The organism is Prosthecobacter sp. (assembly GCF_044222565.1).
GTDB lineage: Bacteria > Verrucomicrobiota > Verrucomicrobiia > Verrucomicrobiales > Verrucomicrobiaceae > Prosthecobacter.
Genome location: NZ_JBGANA010000008.1, coordinates 209,496 through 227,263 on the forward strand (window position 1 = coordinate 209,496; position 17,768 = coordinate 227,263).

General features: G+C 62.2%; 13 protein-coding genes. 12 read left to right on the forward strand and 1 reads right to left on the reverse strand.

Annotated elements, in window-relative coordinates:
• Nucleotides 1–10 precede the first annotated feature (10 nt).
• The 9 genes from ACILSR_RS14040 (at nt 11) to ACILSR_RS14080 (ending at nt 14,971) form a co-directional block, all read left to right on the forward strand.
• Nucleotides 11–1,081: a squalene--hopene cyclase gene (locus tag ACILSR_RS14040; protein WP_395750410.1), complete on the forward strand. Its 1,071-nt coding sequence runs from the start codon at nt 11–13 to the stop codon at nt 1,079–1,081.
• Nucleotides 1,071–4,310 (forward strand): TlpA family protein disulfide reductase, encoded by a 3,240-nt coding sequence (locus ACILSR_RS14045; protein WP_395750411.1) that lies wholly within the window; start codon nt 1,071–1,073, stop codon nt 4,308–4,310. Before ACILSR_RS14040 ends, ACILSR_RS14045 begins: the two co-directional genes overlap by 11 nt.
• Nucleotides 4,311–4,639: 329 nt before the next feature.
• A complete protein-coding gene (locus ACILSR_RS14050; protein WP_395750412.1) occupies nt 4,640–4,981 on the forward strand; it encodes a PqqD family protein in 342 nt (113 codons plus the stop codon).
• 39 nt (nt 4,982–5,020) lie between these two features.
• Nucleotides 5,021–6,124: a biotin carboxylase gene (locus ACILSR_RS14055; RefSeq protein ID WP_395750413.1), complete on the forward strand. Its 1,104-nt coding sequence runs from the start codon at nt 5,021–5,023 to the stop codon at nt 6,122–6,124.
• Between the two features lie 25 nt (nt 6,125–6,149).
• Complete coding sequence (locus ACILSR_RS14060; RefSeq protein ID WP_395750414.1) at nt 6,150–7,589, forward strand: alanine racemase; 1,440 nt, start codon at nt 6,150–6,152, stop codon at nt 7,587–7,589.
• A 251-nt stretch (nt 7,590–7,840) separates the two neighbouring features.
• Nucleotides 7,841–10,120 carry an urea transporter gene (locus tag ACILSR_RS14065; protein ID WP_395750415.1) on the forward strand — a complete coding sequence of 760 codons (2,280 nt, stop codon included), beginning with the start codon at nt 7,841–7,843 and terminating at the stop codon, nt 10,118–10,120.
• A gap of 681 nt (nt 10,121–10,801) precedes the next feature.
• Nucleotides 10,802–11,449 (forward strand): tetratricopeptide repeat protein, encoded by a 648-nt coding sequence (locus tag ACILSR_RS14070; protein ID WP_395750416.1) that lies wholly within the window; start codon nt 10,802–10,804, stop codon nt 11,447–11,449.
• A gap of 700 nt (nt 11,450–12,149) precedes the next feature.
• The gene (locus ACILSR_RS14075) at nt 12,150–13,463 is read left to right on the forward strand and encodes a phenylacetate--CoA ligase family protein (protein WP_395750417.1); all 1,314 of its coding nucleotides are present in this window, start codon (nt 12,150–12,152) and stop codon (nt 13,461–13,463) included.
• On the forward strand, nt 13,460–14,971 hold the full coding sequence (locus tag ACILSR_RS14080; protein ID WP_395750418.1) for an urea transporter: 1,512 nt from the start codon (nt 13,460–13,462) through the stop codon (nt 14,969–14,971). The genes ACILSR_RS14075 and ACILSR_RS14080 overlap by 4 nt, the downstream gene beginning before the upstream one ends.
• On the opposite strand, the gene ACILSR_RS14085 is transcribed toward ACILSR_RS14080, so the two are convergent.
• Entirely contained in the window at nt 14,924–15,790 is an 867-nt protein-coding gene (locus ACILSR_RS14085; protein WP_395750419.1) for a hypothetical protein, read from the reverse strand. The genes ACILSR_RS14080 and ACILSR_RS14085 overlap by 48 nt on opposite strands.
• A 54-nt stretch (nt 15,791–15,844) precedes the next feature.
• On the opposite strand from ACILSR_RS14085, the gene ACILSR_RS14090 reads away from it, so the two are divergent.
• The 3 genes from ACILSR_RS14090 to ACILSR_RS14100 are packed head-to-tail and all read left to right on the forward strand — an operon-like array spanning nt 15,845 to nt 17,765.
• Nucleotides 15,845–17,143, forward strand: coding sequence for a PQQ-binding-like beta-propeller repeat protein (locus ACILSR_RS14090; protein WP_395750420.1), 1,299 nt, complete (start codon nt 15,845–15,847; stop codon nt 17,141–17,143).
• A gap of 47 nt (nt 17,144–17,190) precedes the next feature.
• Entirely contained in the window at nt 17,191–17,430 is a 240-nt protein-coding gene (locus ACILSR_RS14095; RefSeq protein ID WP_395750421.1) for a hypothetical protein, read from the forward strand.
• Nucleotides 17,427–17,765, forward strand: a complete 339-nt coding sequence (locus ACILSR_RS14100) for a type II toxin-antitoxin system RelE/ParE family toxin (protein WP_395750422.1) — start codon at nt 17,427–17,429, stop codon at nt 17,763–17,765. The genes ACILSR_RS14095 and ACILSR_RS14100 overlap by 4 nt, the downstream gene beginning before the upstream one ends.
• Nucleotides 17,766–17,768: the final 3 nt, after the last annotated feature.

Sequence of the window (17,768 nt, forward strand, 5' to 3'; positions counted from 1 at the left end):
CCAAACCTCCATGACGAAAATCTTTCCCGCCGCACCAAACGACGGCCCCTCCTCATTCGTCGTTCGTCATTCCCCGCTCCTCTCCCTTCTCTCCATCCTCCTCTTCACCCTGAGTTCCCTTGCCCAGGACCCTTCGCTGCGTTTCGGCGGCGCTATTCCGCAGGAGGTGGAGACCGTCTATGAGCGCGGCCTCGCCTGGCTGGCCTCGAAGCAGAGCGAAAGCGGAAGCTGGCACGGTGGAAATGATGGCGCGGGCATTGATGGCATCTGCCTCATGGCCTTTCTCGCCAGCGGTGAAGACCCAAACTTCGGCCGCTATGCGCCCAATATCCGCCGTGCTGTGCGCGCCATCATCCGCGCCCAGGACGCCAGCAGCGGCTACCTGCCAAACAGCATGTATCATCACGGCTTCGCCATGCTCTCGCTTTCCGAAGCCTACGGCGCGGTGGACGAGTCCCTGCTCTGGGAGGGCGGCAAGCCCGTGCGCACCATCGCCCAGGCCCTGGACCTCGCCATCCGCTGCGCCGGCACCGCTCAGAAGGCCAACCGCTGGGGCGGCTGGCGCTACATGCCCACCTCCACTGACGCGGACACCTCCGTCACCGGCGCCGTTTTGATGGGGCTTCTCGCCGCGCGCAATGCCGGCATGGAGGTGCCCGATGACGTGGTGAACTCCGCTCTGGAATACATGAAGCGCTGCACCGGCAAGGACGGCAGCGTCGCCTACACCGGCGGCTTCGGCGGCTTCGGTGAATCCATGAACCGCAGCGCCATCGCCACGCTCGTCGCCTCCGTTTCAAAGCACAAGGACACCGACGAGTTCAAGGCCACTCTCAAGCACATCACCGAGCGCCTCGAGCACGTGGAGGGCAGCTACAAGGAATACTTCCGCTACTACATGGCCCAGGCTTTGTTCCAGGGCGACTACGCCTCCTGGCAAAAATGGAATGCCGCCACCGCCCGCGCGCTCGGGGAGAGCCAGGCTGCCGACGGCAGCTTTGGCAACGGACCTTATGAGACCGGCATGTCCCTCCTGGCTCTCGCCCTGAACTACCGCTTCCTGCCCATCTATGAACGCTAAACACCTCATCACAGCACTGCTGCTGCTGGCGGCCGGTCCGGGCCGCTCATCCGAGCTGCACTGGCAGAATGGCGAGTGGATCGGCGGGCATTTCGTGAGCGCTGAGGCGGACCGGGTGACCTGGCGCGATCCCATGTTCAGCGAGGATTTTGAAGTCAGCCTGAATGTGCTGAAGCGCATCTACCGCCACAAGACAGACTCCCAGACCGGGGAGCCCTTCAGCATCCGCCTGGCCGATGGCAGCCGCCTCTTCGGCGACATCACGGGCATGGATGCGAAGACCGTCGCTGTGAAGTCCGCCCGCTTTGGCTCCATCCAGGTCCTGCGGGACACCGTCGTCAGCATGCAGCGTCTCAAAGTCCCGGACATGCCTCTTGCCTCCCTCGGAGGCACCAGCGGCTGGGTCGAGTCCAAAACGGAAAACACCAACAATGGCTCAAAAGACAAGGCAAAGCGCTGGCGCATGGTGTCCGGCGCCGCGCTGCAGCAGGTGGGCTGGAATCGCTCGGCCAGCCTCCCCTTTGAGGCTCCCGCACAGCTCGAAATGCAGTTCACCCTCAGCTCCAGTGTGCGGCCTGAGTTTAAGATCGAGCTCAAGGCTCCGGACAAAGAGCGCATGACCGTGGAGACCTGGGTGGACGATGTGGTGCTGCAGGGCCGCGTCTTTGAGCGTGTGCAAAAGCTCAGCGAGGATGACCGGCGCGTCACGCTCACTCTCTTTTGGAACCGTGAGACCGGGCTCTGCGCCATTTACGGCGCGGACGGCACCAAGCTGGCGGAAACCAACAAGCCGCCTGTGGATGAGGCTGCTCCGGCTGCGGCCGAGCCAAAAGCCGCGGAGCAGAAACCGGCCGCGCGCGGCGGTGGCGGTCTTTTCGGAGCGCTGGTCGGCGTCGTGCAGGGCGCGGCTCAGGCCCGCGTGGAAGCCCTCGTTCAAAAGCCGGCCGGTACTTCGAACAGCAATGAGGATTCACTGCCCGCGGGTCTCACCCTCCTCAACAAAGGCCCTGACCTCACTCTGGAAGCTCTTCGCGTCCGCCCATGGGATGGGAAACTGCCCACGGACATCACCAATGTGCGCCCCCGCATTGAGCTCACCGACGGCCACTACCTGAAGGCACAGCCCCTGCGCGCAGATGCCGCCGCCCTGACGGTCCGCATGGAAAATGGCACGGAAACCAGCCTGCCATGGGCCACGGTGCTCGCCATTGAGGCGGCCCCCACGGCTTCCCCCTTTACCCAGGCCGCACTCCCCCTCACGGAGATGTGGTTCACCGATGGCGAGTGGATCAACGGCACCCTGCTGCACATGCACCATGAGGTGGCCACTTTTAAAACCACCTTCTCCGACGCGCCCGTGGGCTTCAAGACCACCGCGCTCCACCACCTCGAATTCAGAGGCTTTGACGCCGATGCGCCTAAAACCGACCTGGCCACTTTCGACTCTCTCACCATCAACAAGAACATCCTGCACGGCACCCTGGATGCCGGTGGCGAGGCGCAGCCGCGTTGGAAGCCCGTCGGCGGTCTCAAGTCCGTCGCCATGGCCAGCACGGGAGAGATGGAGATTTCCCGCCCCGCCGTCGCCAAGGCTGAGAGCGTTCCCAGCGAGGCGCTGTTTTATCTCCTGGAAGGCGATGTCGTCCCCGGCAAGCTGCGTGCCATCGATGCTAAACAGGTCGATCTGGAGTCCGACGTGGCTGCGGTGAAGCATCTTCCCGCAGACAAACTGCAGGCCATTCAGTTTGGCGGCGCCAGCTTGAACCTCGATGGTTTCGGAGACGGCGGCTGGCACCGCGTGCGCGGCGGACCCGAGCAGGTGCAGCGCGGTGGAAAGGGAGATCTCACGCTCGATGCGGGCGGCTCCTTCGGCCATCCATCGTTCATGCAGGTGAACGAGATCCATTTCAATCTGGTCAACAGCGGCTTCGCCGCCCTGCGCATGCGCCTGTTCTGCGACGAGTCCACTCCGGGCGCGCCCAGTGTCAATCTGCTCTTCGGTTACATGGGCGGGGAAGTCTGTTTTGGCCTCGAAACCAATGGGGACCAGATGGACCGCCAGTTCCGCCTGCGCTGCAGCGGTTCCATGCCTGTCCGTGTCTCCATTGCTGAGAACGCTGTGGAGGTTTTCTTCAAGGACGTCTCGGCCCGCAAGATCGTGCTCACCCCGAAGATGCGCTCCGGAAACGGCATCCTCATCGAGCCCTTCAGCCTGTGGGGCAATGGTGAGCGCACCGTCAGCATCACCGGCTTCGGCGCTGGCATCGCTCCTGGTCGTGTGGCCGTCCCTGTCGTTGATGCCCGCGCCAAGGAAAACGCCCTCACCGTCCCTCGCTTCCGCAAGGAGGATCCTCCCCGTCATGCCCTCCTCGCAGCCAATGGCGACCTTCTGCGTGGCGTCATCGAGGCAGCCACCGCGGAGCATTTTGCCGTCCGCTCCGGCATGGAGACCATCCAGGTGCCGCGCAGCCGCGTCAAAGCCGCCGTCTGGCTCATCAAGCCCGCGGACGCCGTCAGCGCGGCCTTCGTCGCCCAGGACAGGGAAAGCCAGCCTCCCGTCATCACCCACTGGCTCCTGCTGAACAACGGCGGCCGCCTCGGCCTCAAGGTCTCCCGCTTTGCCGAAGAGGCCGTGTTTGGCACCAGCCCGCTTCTCGGCGACTGCCGCGTGCCTCTCTCGCAGGTCCACATGATCCGCAGCTCCGTTCCGCCAGACAGCGCCTCCATGCTCGCTCTGCGCGACTGGAAGCTCAAGTTCGCTCCCGAACCCGTCCTCCCGGAGTCCGGCGGCCAGAGCTCCCCCCTTCTCAATCAGGACGCCAAGCCCTTCAAACTTCCCCTTCTCTCCGGCGATGATTTCGATCTCTCCAATGAAAAAGGCAAAGTCATCGTCCTCGACTTCTGGGCCACCTGGTGCGGCCCCTGCATCAAGTCTCTGCCCGGCATGATCGATGAGATGTCCGCCTTTGATTCCAAGAAGGTCCGCTTCATCGGCGTCAATCAGGGCGAGGACAAAGAGGTGGTAAAAACCTTCCTCGATACCCGTGGCTGGAAATTCGAAGTCGCCTTCGATGGCAATCAACGCGTCGGCCAGAGCTTCGGCGTTGAAGGCATCCCTCACACGGTCGTCATCGGCCCGGATGGCAAGATCGCCTACGTGAAGACCGGCTATGAGCCGGATGGCGCGAAGACCATAGCCGAAAAGGTGAAAAAGCTGCTGGAAAAGTAAGCATCCTTTTCGCATGCCCGGTCCTGGAGTGCTCCAGTCCTCCAGAGCTTTGCGCAGACCCAGGTCAGTCAAAAGCACCCGAGGTCCGGCACAATCCAACGCTGCCGCTGCCGCTTAAGCTGCCGCGCTCACGCTGCGGATTTCACCCTCGCCCCACGCCCGGTAAACAGACTCGTTTCCAATAGCTCATGGCACGACCATGCAGTTCGGGATTCGCTTCTCGGCTGCACACCCTCCCGCGCCCAAAAATAAACGCAAATTCATCTTCGCTGCCCACGTGGCGTTAACCCCGCGCGCTTCTATGCTGTGTGACACCCTTCACCACACCCATGAAACTCGCGCCTCTTCCCACGCTGCATCGCCCGCCCCAGCAGCCCTCCGTGCAGGCCGCTCCGCCTCTGCCACACGCCGCCGCACCGGCCTCTTTCCAATTCCACACCGTCACCTGGCAGGCGGACGGCTTTGGCTTTGACGCCACCAGCGGAGAGTTCTTCACCGCCAGCCCCACCGCCCTCATCGTCATGCAGGCGCTCAGCGAAGGCCTGGCACGCCACCAGATCCTCGACCGCCTCACTTCCAGCTTCCAAGTCTCCCGCAGCACCGCGGAGCGCGATCTGGAATCCTTCCTCGCCGAACTCGCCCGCATCGGCCTGACTCACGAGTCCCTCTGAGAACTTAAAACTTGAAACTTCAAACCGAAACCTGCAGCTATGAATTCCTCCCCCGTCATCGCCGTCACCGGGCTTCATCGCGGTGAAAATCCCCAGCCCGGCTCCGCGGTCATCCGCAGCCTGCGCCGTGTTTACCCTGAGCTCCGCATCATCGGCCTCGTTTACGATTCCCTCGAAAGCGGACTCTTCAGCGAAGAAGACGCGCCAGACGCCGCCTTCACCATGTCCTATCCCGGCGCCGGCGTGGAGGCCTTCTGGCAGCGCCTGGACGCCATTCGCGAGGTCGAACACTTCGATGTCCTCATCCCATGTCTCGATGCCGAGATGGCACCGCTGGTCGATGCACCTGAAAAGCTGCGCGAGCGTGGCATCCACGCCTGCCTCCCCACCGCCGCCAGTTTCAAATCCCGCGACAAATCAAAGCTCGCCGAGCTGTGCGAGCGCACCCACTGCCAGACCCCGCAGACCATCGCCGTGAGCGATGTAAACTCGCTCCATCAGGCCGCACTCACCCTCGGCGGCAATGTCTTCGTCAAAGGCCGCTTCTACGAGGCACGCCACGCCATCACCGCCGCAGCACGCGAGGCCGCCTACTGGCACATGATGGAGCAGTGGGGCGCTCCGGTGCTCGTGCAGGAAAACGTGCAGGGAGAGGAGTACAACGTCGTCGGCCTCGGCGATGGCCAGGGCCACATCCTCGGCTCCTGCTCCATCCGCAAGATGCTCCGCACCGCCAGCGGCAAAGGCTTCGGCGGCATGGTCGTGCGCGATCCCCAGCTCGACGCCATCGCGCAATCACTCATCGCTGAGCTGCGCTGGCACGGCCCGTTTGAACTTGAGTTCGTCAAATCCGAAGGCCCCGAAGGCGGCTACTGCCTCATCGAGATCAATCCGCGCTTCCCCGCCTGGTGCGATTTTCCCTCCACCCTGAACTGCAATCTGCCTGCAGCCGCGCTCGAACTCGCTCTCGGCTGGCAGCCACGCGAACCGCTGCGCCATGCCACCCCCGGCAAATTCTTCATCCGTCATGCCATCGACATGACCGGAGACATCCGCGATCTCGCCGCCCTCACCACCACCGGCCAGTTCTTCCGCCAGCCCCGCGAGTTCATCCCTCACCCGGCGGCCTCCCGCGGTCTTTGATTCCAACCCTTCACTGCATCCTCCCATGCAAAATCTCCTCCCCTACTCCCCGCCGACGATCACCCGTCATCTCAGCGGCCAGAACAGCGCCGCCAACCGCAACCGCCACGCCCACGGCCTCAACAGCAACGTGTGCGAGCGCATCGACGGCGTGCCCGTCGCCGACCTCGCCGCACGCTTCGGGTCACCGCTCTTCGTTTTCTCCGAGCGCACCATGCGCGAGAAAATCCGCCGCGCACGTGAGGCCTTCGAAAGCCGCTACCCAGACACCCGCTTCGCCTGGAGCTACAAAACAAATTACCTCAACGCCATCTGCCGCGTCTTCCACAGCGAAGGCTCCATCGCCGAAGTCGTCAGCGAGTTCGAATACGAAAAAGCCCGCCGCAACGGCATCGCCGGACGCGACATCATCTTCAACGGCCCGCATAAATCCCGCGCCGGTCTCGAACTCGCCGCCAGCGAAGGCGTCATGATCCAGGTGGACAACTGGGACGAACTCCTCCTCCTCGACACCATCGCCAAAGAGCAGGGTCGCAGCATCGACATCGCCATCCGCTGCTGGCTTGACGCAGGCATCCAGCCCGTCTGGAGCAAGTTCGGCTTCGGCGTGGAAAATGGCGAAGCCTGGCGCGCCATCCGCCGCATCGCTGAAAGCAAAGGCCGCCTCCGCCTGCAAGGCCTCCACACCCACATCGGCACCTACATCCTGGAACCAAACGCCTACAAGGTCGCTGCGGAGAAGCTCATCACCCTCATGGAGCGCTGCCGTGAAACCCATGGCTGGTCCCTTCGCTACTTAAACCTCGGCGGCGGTTTCCCCTCGCTCAGCTCCCTGCATTATTCCTATCAGCCCGCCGAGCAGGTCGTCCCGCCCATCGAAAAATACGCCGAAGCCATCGCGAGTGCGCTGAACACACTCCCACGCGATCGCCGCCCCCGCCTCTATCTGGAAAGCGGCCGCGCACTCGTCGATGAAGCAGGCTACCTCATCACCAGCATCGTCGCGGTAAAACAAACCAGCGCCTCAGGCCCCATCACTCTCGCAGGCAAAGCAGCCAAGGCACCCGCCTACATGCCCGAATCCAACGGCGCCGCCTATGTCATCGATGCCGGCATCAACATTCTCTACAGCGGCAACTGGTACCGCTTCAACGTCAAGCCCGCCAAGGCCCAGCGCGAAAGCGCCCAGCAGCCCATCAAGCTTTACGGCTGCCTCTGCATGAACATCGACGTCATCCGCGAGCAGGTCTCCCTCCCCGCCATGACCACCGGAGATCACCTCGTCATGCATCCCGTCGGTGCCTACAACATCACCCAGAGCATGCAGTTCATCACCTACCGCCCCGCCGTCGTCATGATCGGCCTCGACGGCCGCGTGGACATCATCCGCGAACGCGAAGACCTCGACTACGTCCAGCGCCTCGAACGCATCCCCTCTCATCTCCTATCCCCCTCACACACCTAATCTTCCTCTTCCTCCTACTCCTCCTCTTCCTCCCTTTCCGGCCTCCCCATTCGTCCTCGTCCTCGTCCTCCTACTCGAACTCGTCCTCGTTCCAGCCCATCCGCGATTCCCCCCTTCGCCCCGCGCCTTCAATAATCTTCCTTCTACTCCTCCTCCCTTTCCGGCCCTCTCGCCCCGCTCCACCGACAACTCCCTTCTCTGGCACACTTCGTCATTCCTCATTCTGGTTTCGTCATTCCGCATTCCCTCCCATGAACCCCTCACCCCCATCCACCCTCCCTGCGATGGTCATTCTCGAAGACGCCATCCTCTGCCCTCCTTCTCCGAAGGAACGTGCGATCGCCAAAGCCTCCGCCCTCGCCCGCACCCTCCGTCCCCACCTCGCCCCCCTCGCCGCGCCCCTACTTGAAGTCACCCGCGCCGCCAGCTCCATCTTCCTCTGCGGCAGCTCAAAAACCGGCGCGCTCCTCTGCGCCACGCTGCTCTTCATGCCGCGATACTTCGCCTTCGCCATCAGCGCCAGCCTCCTCGGCAGCCTCATCGCAAAGCTCCTGCACCTCCCCGCCGCCATGCGCAAGGACGGCACCCTCCTCTACAACGTCTTCCTCAGCGCCCTCGCCGTCGCATGGATCACCCGCGGCTCACCTCTCGCCGCACCCGCCATCTGGGGCATGCTCGCCGTCGTCACCGTTTACACCCTCCTCCTCTCCGCCGCCCTGTGGCACTGGTTCCCACTTCGCGCAGGCCTGCCCCCGCTCAGCGTCGCCTTCGTCATCACCTTCGGCACATTACTCACCTTCTTCCCCCACTGGGCCGCAGGCACCGCCCTGCTCGACATGGGCCTGCCAGATGAACCCGCGCTGCCCTTCGTCGTCACCGCCTTCCTTCGCAGCATGGGCACCATCCTCTTCCTGCCAAACGTCTGGGCAGGTCTCGCCGTCACCCTGGCCATTCTCGTGTGGTCACGCATCGCCATGCTCAATGCCATCGCTGGTTACGCCGGCGGCATCATCATCGTAAAACTCCTCGAAGCCTGCGGCCTGCAATGGCTCGGCTGGTTCGCCGGACACAACTACCTCCTCGCCGGCATGGCCCTTGGCGCGGTCTATTTCGTCCCTTCACGCAGCAGCCTCGCTCTCGCCTTCGTCGCTGGTGCTGTCGCCGCATTGCATGTCGCCGCAGTTCAGCACTTCCTGCGCGGCTCCGGCTGGGAGTACCTGCCGCTGCCTTACTTGCTCACCATCTGGAGCCTCCTCTGCTGCCTGCGCCTGCGTGAAAAATCCGGCTCCCTCCTGCCTTCCTCCGGCACCTTCGAAACTCCCGAAGCCGCCGCCGCTTCACTCTCTCTCGCCAACGTTCGCTTCCCCCATCGCAACGAAACCCACGTGCTTCTTCCCACTGCACGCGAAGTCACCGTCACACAAGGCTTTGACCACAAGCTCAGCCATCGCGGCGAATGGAAACACGCCCTCGATTTCGAAGTCCATGACGCCGCCGACAACGCCTGCCCTCCCGGCTGCGATGACGACCTCAGCCGCTACTACACCCAGGGCCTCGAAGTCCGCGCTCCTGGCACCGGCGAGGTCATCCGCGTCATCGATGGCGTGGCCGACAACGCCCCCGGCGGATGCAACTTCGCCAGCAACTGGGGCAACCACCTCATCCTCCGCCTCGACTACGGTGGCATCGTGAAGCTCGCACACTTCATGAAGAACGGCATCCTCGTCAAAACCGGCCAGCGTGTCGGTGCGGGCGATCTCCTCGGCTACTGCGGCAACTCCGGCCGCAGCCCCGTGCCTCACATCCATCTCCACAATCAGTCCGGCACCGAAACCGGCGCACCCACCGCCCCCTTCTGCCTCACTAACTACTTCACGCGCACCGACGAAGCGGTGCGCTGGAACTTTGCCAGTGTGCCCAAAGTTGGAGCCCGCATCGCCCCCGCGACGGTCTCCACCACCGTGCTGGGCACGCTGGCCCATTTCGCTCCAGGCGTCGCCACCTATCGTGTCTGCCGCGCAGGCGCCATCTCCCACGAGACCCTCACCACCACGCTCGATGAGTCCGGCCGTTATGTGTTCCGCTGCGGCCACGAGTCCCTCACCGCCGTGCTCGGACTCCACGCCCTGCAGATCACTCACAGCAGCCTCCGCGGTCATTCGCAGCTCCTGCGCCTCATTTCGTTCGCCATGCCCACCGTGCCCTTCGCTTATCAAAGCGGCATGATCTGGGAGGATAGTGTCGCTTTGCAGTCAAGACTGCACGGCTGGGCATTGGCGGGCGTCCTCACGCCTTATCTCGGCTGCCGCACCCAGCGCGTCAGCACACGCCACACCCTGCACCCCACCGCACAGCGCCTCCACCTCACCACCACCATCTCAGACGCCCCCTCACACCTTCCGCACCAGATCGAGTTCACCCTCGAACCCATCCGCGCCCTCACCCACCTCATCGCCCATTTCGAAACCTCCGACATCTCCTTCACCCAAACCGAATTCTCCCCCACCCTCCCCAACGGCGACGTCGAATAAACTCACTCCTCCGAACCACTTCCCGCGCTGCCTTCCCCAGCCCATCAGCTGCTGCCAGCGCGAACTTGCGAGAATGTAGCGCGGTATTCCGATACCGCGACGTGACCGCACTCGGAACCAGAACTCGAACGACATCAAACTCGCCACGCGCCCGCCGCCGCTTCCATTAGAGCAAACAAAAATCACTCCGCGATCCATAACCCACCCTCTCGGAGCTCCGCTGCCCCCAAATAACAAATCGCAGCTTTTCTGAGTACATAGTTGGGGCTTTAGCCCGCTCCGGCATCCCCGCATCGCCCCAGATCCTCAATCATCCAGCGCCAGTATTGTAGTACCGGCTTTAGCCGGAATCCGGAAGCTTCCTTCTCGCACATAACTCCCCAGTAGCACTCCTGTTACCCTGCAATCCACAATCCACCCTCTCGGAGCTCCGCTGCCCCCGAATAACAAATCGCACCTTTTCTGAGTACGCAGTTCGGGGTTCGCTTCTCGGCTTCGCAGCAGCCCGTCCGGAAGCTCCGCACCGCCCCAGACCCCCAGCCATCCAGCGCACGTTTTGTAGTACCAGCTTTAGCCGGAATCCGGAAACGCAATTCCCGCAACCAGCCCTCAAACCACCCCCTCTGTCACCCTCCCGTCCCACTCAACACTTCAGCCACCTCAAGCTCCGTCGCTCCCACCATGAAAGCCCGCATCCCCATCCTCCTCATCCTCGCACTCGCATGCCTCACCACCGCGAACGCCGCCGACAAACTCGCCGCCATGTCCGAAGCCTGGCAGAAATCCCTCACCGCTGAATCGAACAACGACTACGCCGCTGCCCTCGAAAGCGTGCTCGCCTACAAAACGGCCGGCGGAGAAACCTATCTCGCCGCCGTGCGCGCCGGCTGGCTCTCCTACCTCAACAAGGACTACGTCAAATCAATCCAGTACTACACCACCGCCGCCAAGCAGGAGCCCCGCGCCATCACCCCTCATCTCGGCATGATGAACGTCTATCAGGCCCAGTCCAAAACCGATGACCAGCTGCGTGCAGCCCGCAAAGTCCTCGACATCGACCCCCTCCATCGTTCCACCCTCCTCATCGCCGGAGAGATCCTCTTCAACCAGCAGGACTACCGCAAAGCCGAAGTCTACTTCGAGCGCGCCCACAAACTGACGCCTGAAGACCCCATCGCCATGAGCTGGTACGGCTGGGCTCAAATAAACCAAGGCCAGGCCCGCCTCGCCTCCCACCTCTTCGAACGCCTCATCCAGATCAACCCCGACGGCTTCATGGTCCGCGACGGCTTCGCCATCACCCACCCCGGCCCTCCCGGCCCACCATGATGCCATGACATACCAGCATACCACATAGTTAGCCCCAGGCTCACTCCCACCAAAGCGCCCCAGGAGCGCGGGTCTCCGAACCCGCAGCACTCCGCTCCCAACCCATCCCTCCGCGTTCCCCCCAACCCCGGCGTCCCGCTTCCCCCTTTCCGAATCACTACCGCCACAAACCCGCTCCCCACGGCCTCATGGCAGACCCGATCCCAAGCCCTTCCGGCCCGCCATGATGCCATGACATACCACGCATAGCGCATAGCTAGCCCAAGGTTCACCCCCACCAAAGCTCCCCGGAGCGCGGGTTTCCCTTCGGGGGCTGCGCAGCCGAACCCGCAGCACTCCGCCCCCACCCATCCCTCCGCGTTCCCCCCAACCCCGGCCTCCCATCCCGCACCTCCTTGATATGACCGTAGTTAAAAAGGCTCCATTCTCCTGCCACATAAATCCCCCACAGATCGCAAACCACTCTTACTCTTTCTTCCTTCCCATCGTTCCGCTCGACACCAGCCCCAACGGGGCTGCGGATCTCAGCCCAGGGTCAGCCGAGCCTAAGCGAGGCGACCCTGGGTTATCAAGAAGCCGGCCGGGAAGCAAACCCATCACTCCTCCACACCCCACGCTCACCAGCAGCGTCTTCCATCAGCTCCGCCACAAATTGTGTCCGCTAAACAGACCAGTCCCCAAACACAGGTGGTAAGTTCACATGCACACGCCCACCCAGATCCGCAACCGCGGCCGCCATCTCCACACCGCCCTTGATCAAGTCATTGAACAACGCGCCTGGAGCCGCCCCAAACGCCGCGCCCACCAATGGCGTACCCTGCGCTCTCTCGTCCAGCATGCCCACGATCACATCCCTCTCTATCAACGCCTCTTCAACCGCGCAGGCTTCACTCCCGAGATGCTCGATGACTGGGACGACCTTTCCAAACTCCCGCTCCTCACCAAACAAGACCTGCGTACCGCAGTAAAACCAGACCTCCTCGCCAAAGACAATCGCGATGACATCCGCTGGCTCGCCTCCTCCGGCTCCACCGGCGTTCCCGCCACCATCGCCCGCACCGAAGATTCCCTCTGGCACTACATGGCCTGCAACACCGCCCTCTTCTACGACTGGTGCCACGGCCAGCCTCTCAGCAACGGCCTCTACCTCGTCGATATGGCTCCCGACAGCATCGACTTCGCCGCCGCCGATCTCCTCAGTACCACCGTCCCTGCCTCCCGCATTCTCTCCGTCCACGATCCCGTCGCCAAACTCACCCGCGAACTCCTCAGCATCGCCCCCGACTTCATCTCCTCCTACCCCTCGACCCTCCGCGCCATCGCCCTGGACCTCCGCACGCAAAAGCGTGTCATGAAAAAAACCCAGCTCATCCATCTCACCTCCGAGATGCTCGATGCCCACACCCGCCACCTCCTCGCCCACGTCTTCCCCAACGCCCGCCTTATCGAAACCTACACCAGCACCGAAGGCGGCCTCGTCGCCTGGCAGTGCATGCACGATGCCCGCTGGCACATCGCCGAGACCAACGTCATCTGCGAGATCGTCGATGACCACGGCCTCCCCACCGACGGCCTCGGCCACATCGTCATCACCGACCTCACCAACACCGCCACCCCCATCCTCCGCTATCGCGGCCTCGGCGATCTCGCCCGTTGGGAACCCGAGCCATGCCCCTGCGGCAGCAGCGCCCGCAGCATCCGCCACATCGAAGGCCGCAGTGCCGCCATGCTCCGCACCCTCGCCGGTGCCATCGTCTCGCCCTATGCCATCACCAATGCCATCGAGGACATCCCCGGCCTGTCCCAATATCAGGTCTTGCAAAAGCAAGCCGGAATCCTCGGAGTGAGAATTATTGCCGAATCCGACACACAAGTACCCCGCATTGAATCAGCAATCCGGCACGCTCTCGGCGCCGCATGGACCTTGGAAATCACCTCTGTCTCCAAGATTGCCGCGCCCTCAGGATCGCATAAAGTGCCCTTGGTGATCTCCGAACTTCCCATCGCCGCATGAAGCGCCTTCTCGACCACACCCTGCGTGGTTACGGGCAGATGCTCGTGGCAAACAGCCGCATCACCGGCGCCTGCGTCCTCATCGGCCTCTTCATCCTTTCCACCGAAACCGCCCTCATGAGCCTCGGTGGCGCTTTGTGCATCTCCATGCTCGCACAATGGCGCGCGCAAAATGACAGCGTGCTCAAAACCGGCCTCTTCAGCGTCAACGGTGCCCTTCTGGGCGCCTTGTGGTACCTCTTTCCACAAGTCCCTCTCTGGGCACAGGCCCTCACCACCGCCCTCGGCTGCGCCGCCATGGCCTTCGTCTTCGTGCCCGTCGCCGAGCGCATGCATGAGAACAAATCGCCCTATGTCCTCTTCAGTCTCCCTTATGTAGCCGCTGCGTGGGTTGCCCTCACAGCCCTGATCTTCTTCGGCGTGCACGATGCCGAACTCACCCGCGGCTGGCGCGCCCTCCTGACCAACCGCTTCGAAAAAGCCGAAAAACATTTCCTCAACACCGAAGTCAGCACGGACATGGCCGAAGCCTACCGCTGTGCCGGTCTCGGTTGGAGCCTGTACCGACGTGGAGATCAAACGGGAGCACAGACCGCCTTTTCACGCGTCCTTTCTCTCAAGATCGGTGTCGCCGATGCCTACGACGGCCTCGGCTGGAGCCGCTTCCGTCAGGGACGTTACGACGATGCCGAGCTCGCCTTCCGCCGCGCCGTCGCGCTGGACTCCTTCTTTGCGGACTCCTGGGACGGCCTCGGCTGGTGCGCCCTGCAAGCCGGCAGGCCGGACGAAGCACGCCACCATTTCATCACGGCGGCTCTATGCGCCCCCATGTTCGCTGATGCCTTCACAGGCTTCGCCGCGACATTGTCCGGAGGCACAGCTCACGTATACGCGCAGGCATGGAGCAGCTTTCTCACCACTCATCTCAGCCTGACAGCGCAGTTCACCTCCTCGCGCGTGCTGCTCTGCTGGGTGTGGTTTTTCATCGGCATTCTCTGGCATTCGCGTACCAGCGCCCTTGTGGCACTGGCTGCCATCGGCATCTGTGTCGTGGGCTCGGCATGGAAGCCAGTCTTTGGCGATCCCGCCTTCGCCATGAACATCATCGTGCTCTCTCTTGCGCTTGGCGGCCACTATCTGCGCTTGAATGCGCGAACCTTCGTCTGGCTGCTTCTGGTGATAGTTGCGCTCGCCTTCCTCTGGGAACCGCTCTCAGAAGCACTCCTGCGTCTCGCGCTGCTACCGCTTTGCCTTCCTTTCAACTTCGCGCTGCTCGGCAGCATTGCCTTCTTCGGCTGGCTGCATCGCCGAGGTCTGCGCGATGAGCGCATCCCAATCGACTGGGCCTCCAGCACCCCGGCGGAAATACGCGCCTTCACGGCACAAAAGGAAGTCGCAGACACCTGCTGGGAGAAGCTCAGAAAGGCAGACCCCGAACAGCCGCAGCCCAAGACCGAGCGCTCACTTCAGCTTCCGGCCAAAGTGGACCTCAAAGTAAACCCCGAGTGAGTCCGCCAGCGCGATGGCAAAGCGCCGCTGATTCTCTGGTGTGTCACGGACGTTGTTCCACGGGCATTCCACCTGGATGGCGCTCACCGTGCCGCTCTTGCTGGAACCATGTGCTGTGACGTCATAAGCGCCACTGAAGTAACCTGCCAGGAAAGCAGGGTTAGATTTTGATCCACTCGGCATGCAGCGGAATCCACGGAACTCAAGCAACGCGCCCAGACTCTGCGGCCCCCGTAGCAACTGGGCGAAACTCTGCGGGGAACGCTTGTCCAGATCCCGAATGCTGGTGGAGGCAATCAGCGCCGCATCAGCATTGAGTTCGGCATCCGAATGCTTCAGCACCTCCGCTTTGACCAGGTAACCCAGTTCGACCCGCTGATCGAGATGCCGGTGCCCGTGAATGTCCAGCAGCAGACCCATGCCGCTCTTCTTCATCACCGCATTGCACGCCTTTTGCGTACTGTCATGAAAGCGATGCCAGGCCGCGATGGCGGTAGGATCTCCCTGAGCCGCTTCTTCAAGATCCCGATTGGGATCAAGCTTTGACCGGCTCAGCCGCGAGATGATGACATGCGGCTTGCCGCCATAGCGCGCCGCCAGTTCCTCGATGATCATCTCAGAGAGCGGGATCGTGTTGGAATCGATACCTGTGACACCATAACGGCGCGCGAGGAGACTTTCGGGCTTCAAAGTGCCGCCGTGAGGCACAGTCAGAACGATGGGCAGCGTCCCGGTGCGCACCTCAATGTAGGTTTCCAGCTCCGGTGTCTGGGCCTGCAGTGCCGCGGCGAAAACAAAAAGAAAAAACGGGATGCGCATGGTCACTGCTAGTGAAAGACAGTTCTCCGCCGCTCGCCACGTTTTTTCTCGTCCATGATTTTCCGCATTTTCCTCCCGCTTCTCTCCCTTGCCTCAATTTGCCACGCCGGCGACTGGCCTGAATGGCGTGGCCCTTCGGCCCAAGGTCAGGCCAACGCCTCCGGCCTGCCTGAAACGTGGAGCGAGACCAGCAATGTCGCGTGGAAAACAGAACTGCCCGGCCGCGGTCATTCGACGCCCGTCATGTCGGGCGAGCAGATCTGGGTCACCACCGCCATCGAAAAAGCGGCGACACCTGAGGAAGCCAAACGTCGTCTCGAGTCCAATACAGGCGATCAGCCACTCACCGTTCTCGGTTCGGTGAGTCTGCACGCCCTGTGCCTAGACCGCAGCAGCGGCAAAGTGCTGCATGACGTGGAATTGCTGAACGTGAAGGACCCTCAATGGGCCCATCAGCTCAACAGCTACGCCTCACCCACGCCGGTGCTCGCAGCGGGGCGCCTGTATGCCCACTTCGGCTCCTTCGGCACTGTGGCTCTCGATACAAAAAGCTTGAAGCTACTTTGGAAAAACGAAGAACTGCACGTCATGCACGAGAACGGTCCCGGCTCCACTGCCATTCTGCACGGCGACCGACTTATCGCGCATTTTGACGGCAGCGATCAGCAGTTTATCGCAGCCTTTGACACAAACACCGGCAAGCTCGCCTGGAAAACACCCCGCAGCGGCGACATGGACCCCCGCCCCCAGCAGCGCAAAGCCTACGGCACACCGCTGGTCGTGACGATCAACGGCAAGCCGCAGGTGGTAAGCTCCGCCGCCAACAACATCTATGGATATGATCCGCAAACCGGCGCGGAACTGTGGAAGATCCATTACGGTGAACTGGGCTTCTCCATGTCCACCGTGCCCGTGGCCGATGACCAGCAGATCTATTTCAGCACCGCCTTCGGCAAGTCAGCGATGGTCGCCCTCAAATACGCCGGCCTGAAGACCCCTGAGGTGGCATGGCGTAACAACAAGAACGCACCCAAGATGTGCTCGCCTGTTCTGCACAACGGCCTCCTCTTCTACGTCGATGACGGCGGCATCGTCAGCTGCGTGGACACCAAAACCGGCGAAGCCTTCTACCGCGAACGCATCGGCGGCAAATACAGCGCCTCCCCGATTATCGCAGACGGCAAACTCTACTTCTGCAGCCGCGAAGGTGTCGTGACAATTATCAACGCTGACAAGACCTTCAAGATCATCTCCCCAAACACCCTCGACGGCCCCATCATGGCCAGCCCCATCGCCGACGGCAGCGCCCTGTTCATCCGCACGGACAAGGCGCTGTATAAGATCGGGAAGTGAGATGCCGCCGTGCTTGCACCCGGTAAATCGAAGCATAATCTTACGCCATGACAACGATCGCCGAAATCGAAGACTCGATCCGAGCTCTGCCAGCATCTAGCTTTTGCGAATTACTCGACTGGATGGAACGTCGGCATGATCAGGTTTTACAAGAACAGGGCTATGAGCCACCCGAGCTTGAAGCTGCCATGCTCCAGGCGTTGGATGGTCCCTGGCATGATTGGAATGACGCCTTGAAGGAGCGCATCCGGCAAAATTGGAAAGACAAGGCTGTCCTGGTTGCATGACCAGACGTCGAATCATCATCAGCGATGAGGCACTCGCAGATTTGCAGCTTCAGTCGTCTTGGTATGCTGGGCATGCAGATCTCGATATCGCAGAACGTTATCTGCAATCTTTCGAGGAGACCCTGGGCGATATTGCCAGAAAGCCCGACCTTGGAAGGCTGAGGCACTTTGAGCATGAGAAGCTTTCTGGGTTGCGCTCTTTCGGAATGGCGGGCGCGTTTCATGCGCACCTCGTCTTTTACCATTTCGAGAACGATCTAGTACGGGTCTTTCGTGTCGTGCAAGGTATGCGAGACCTGCCCCGGCGATTGCTGGAACCGCCGGGGACTGAGTGACGG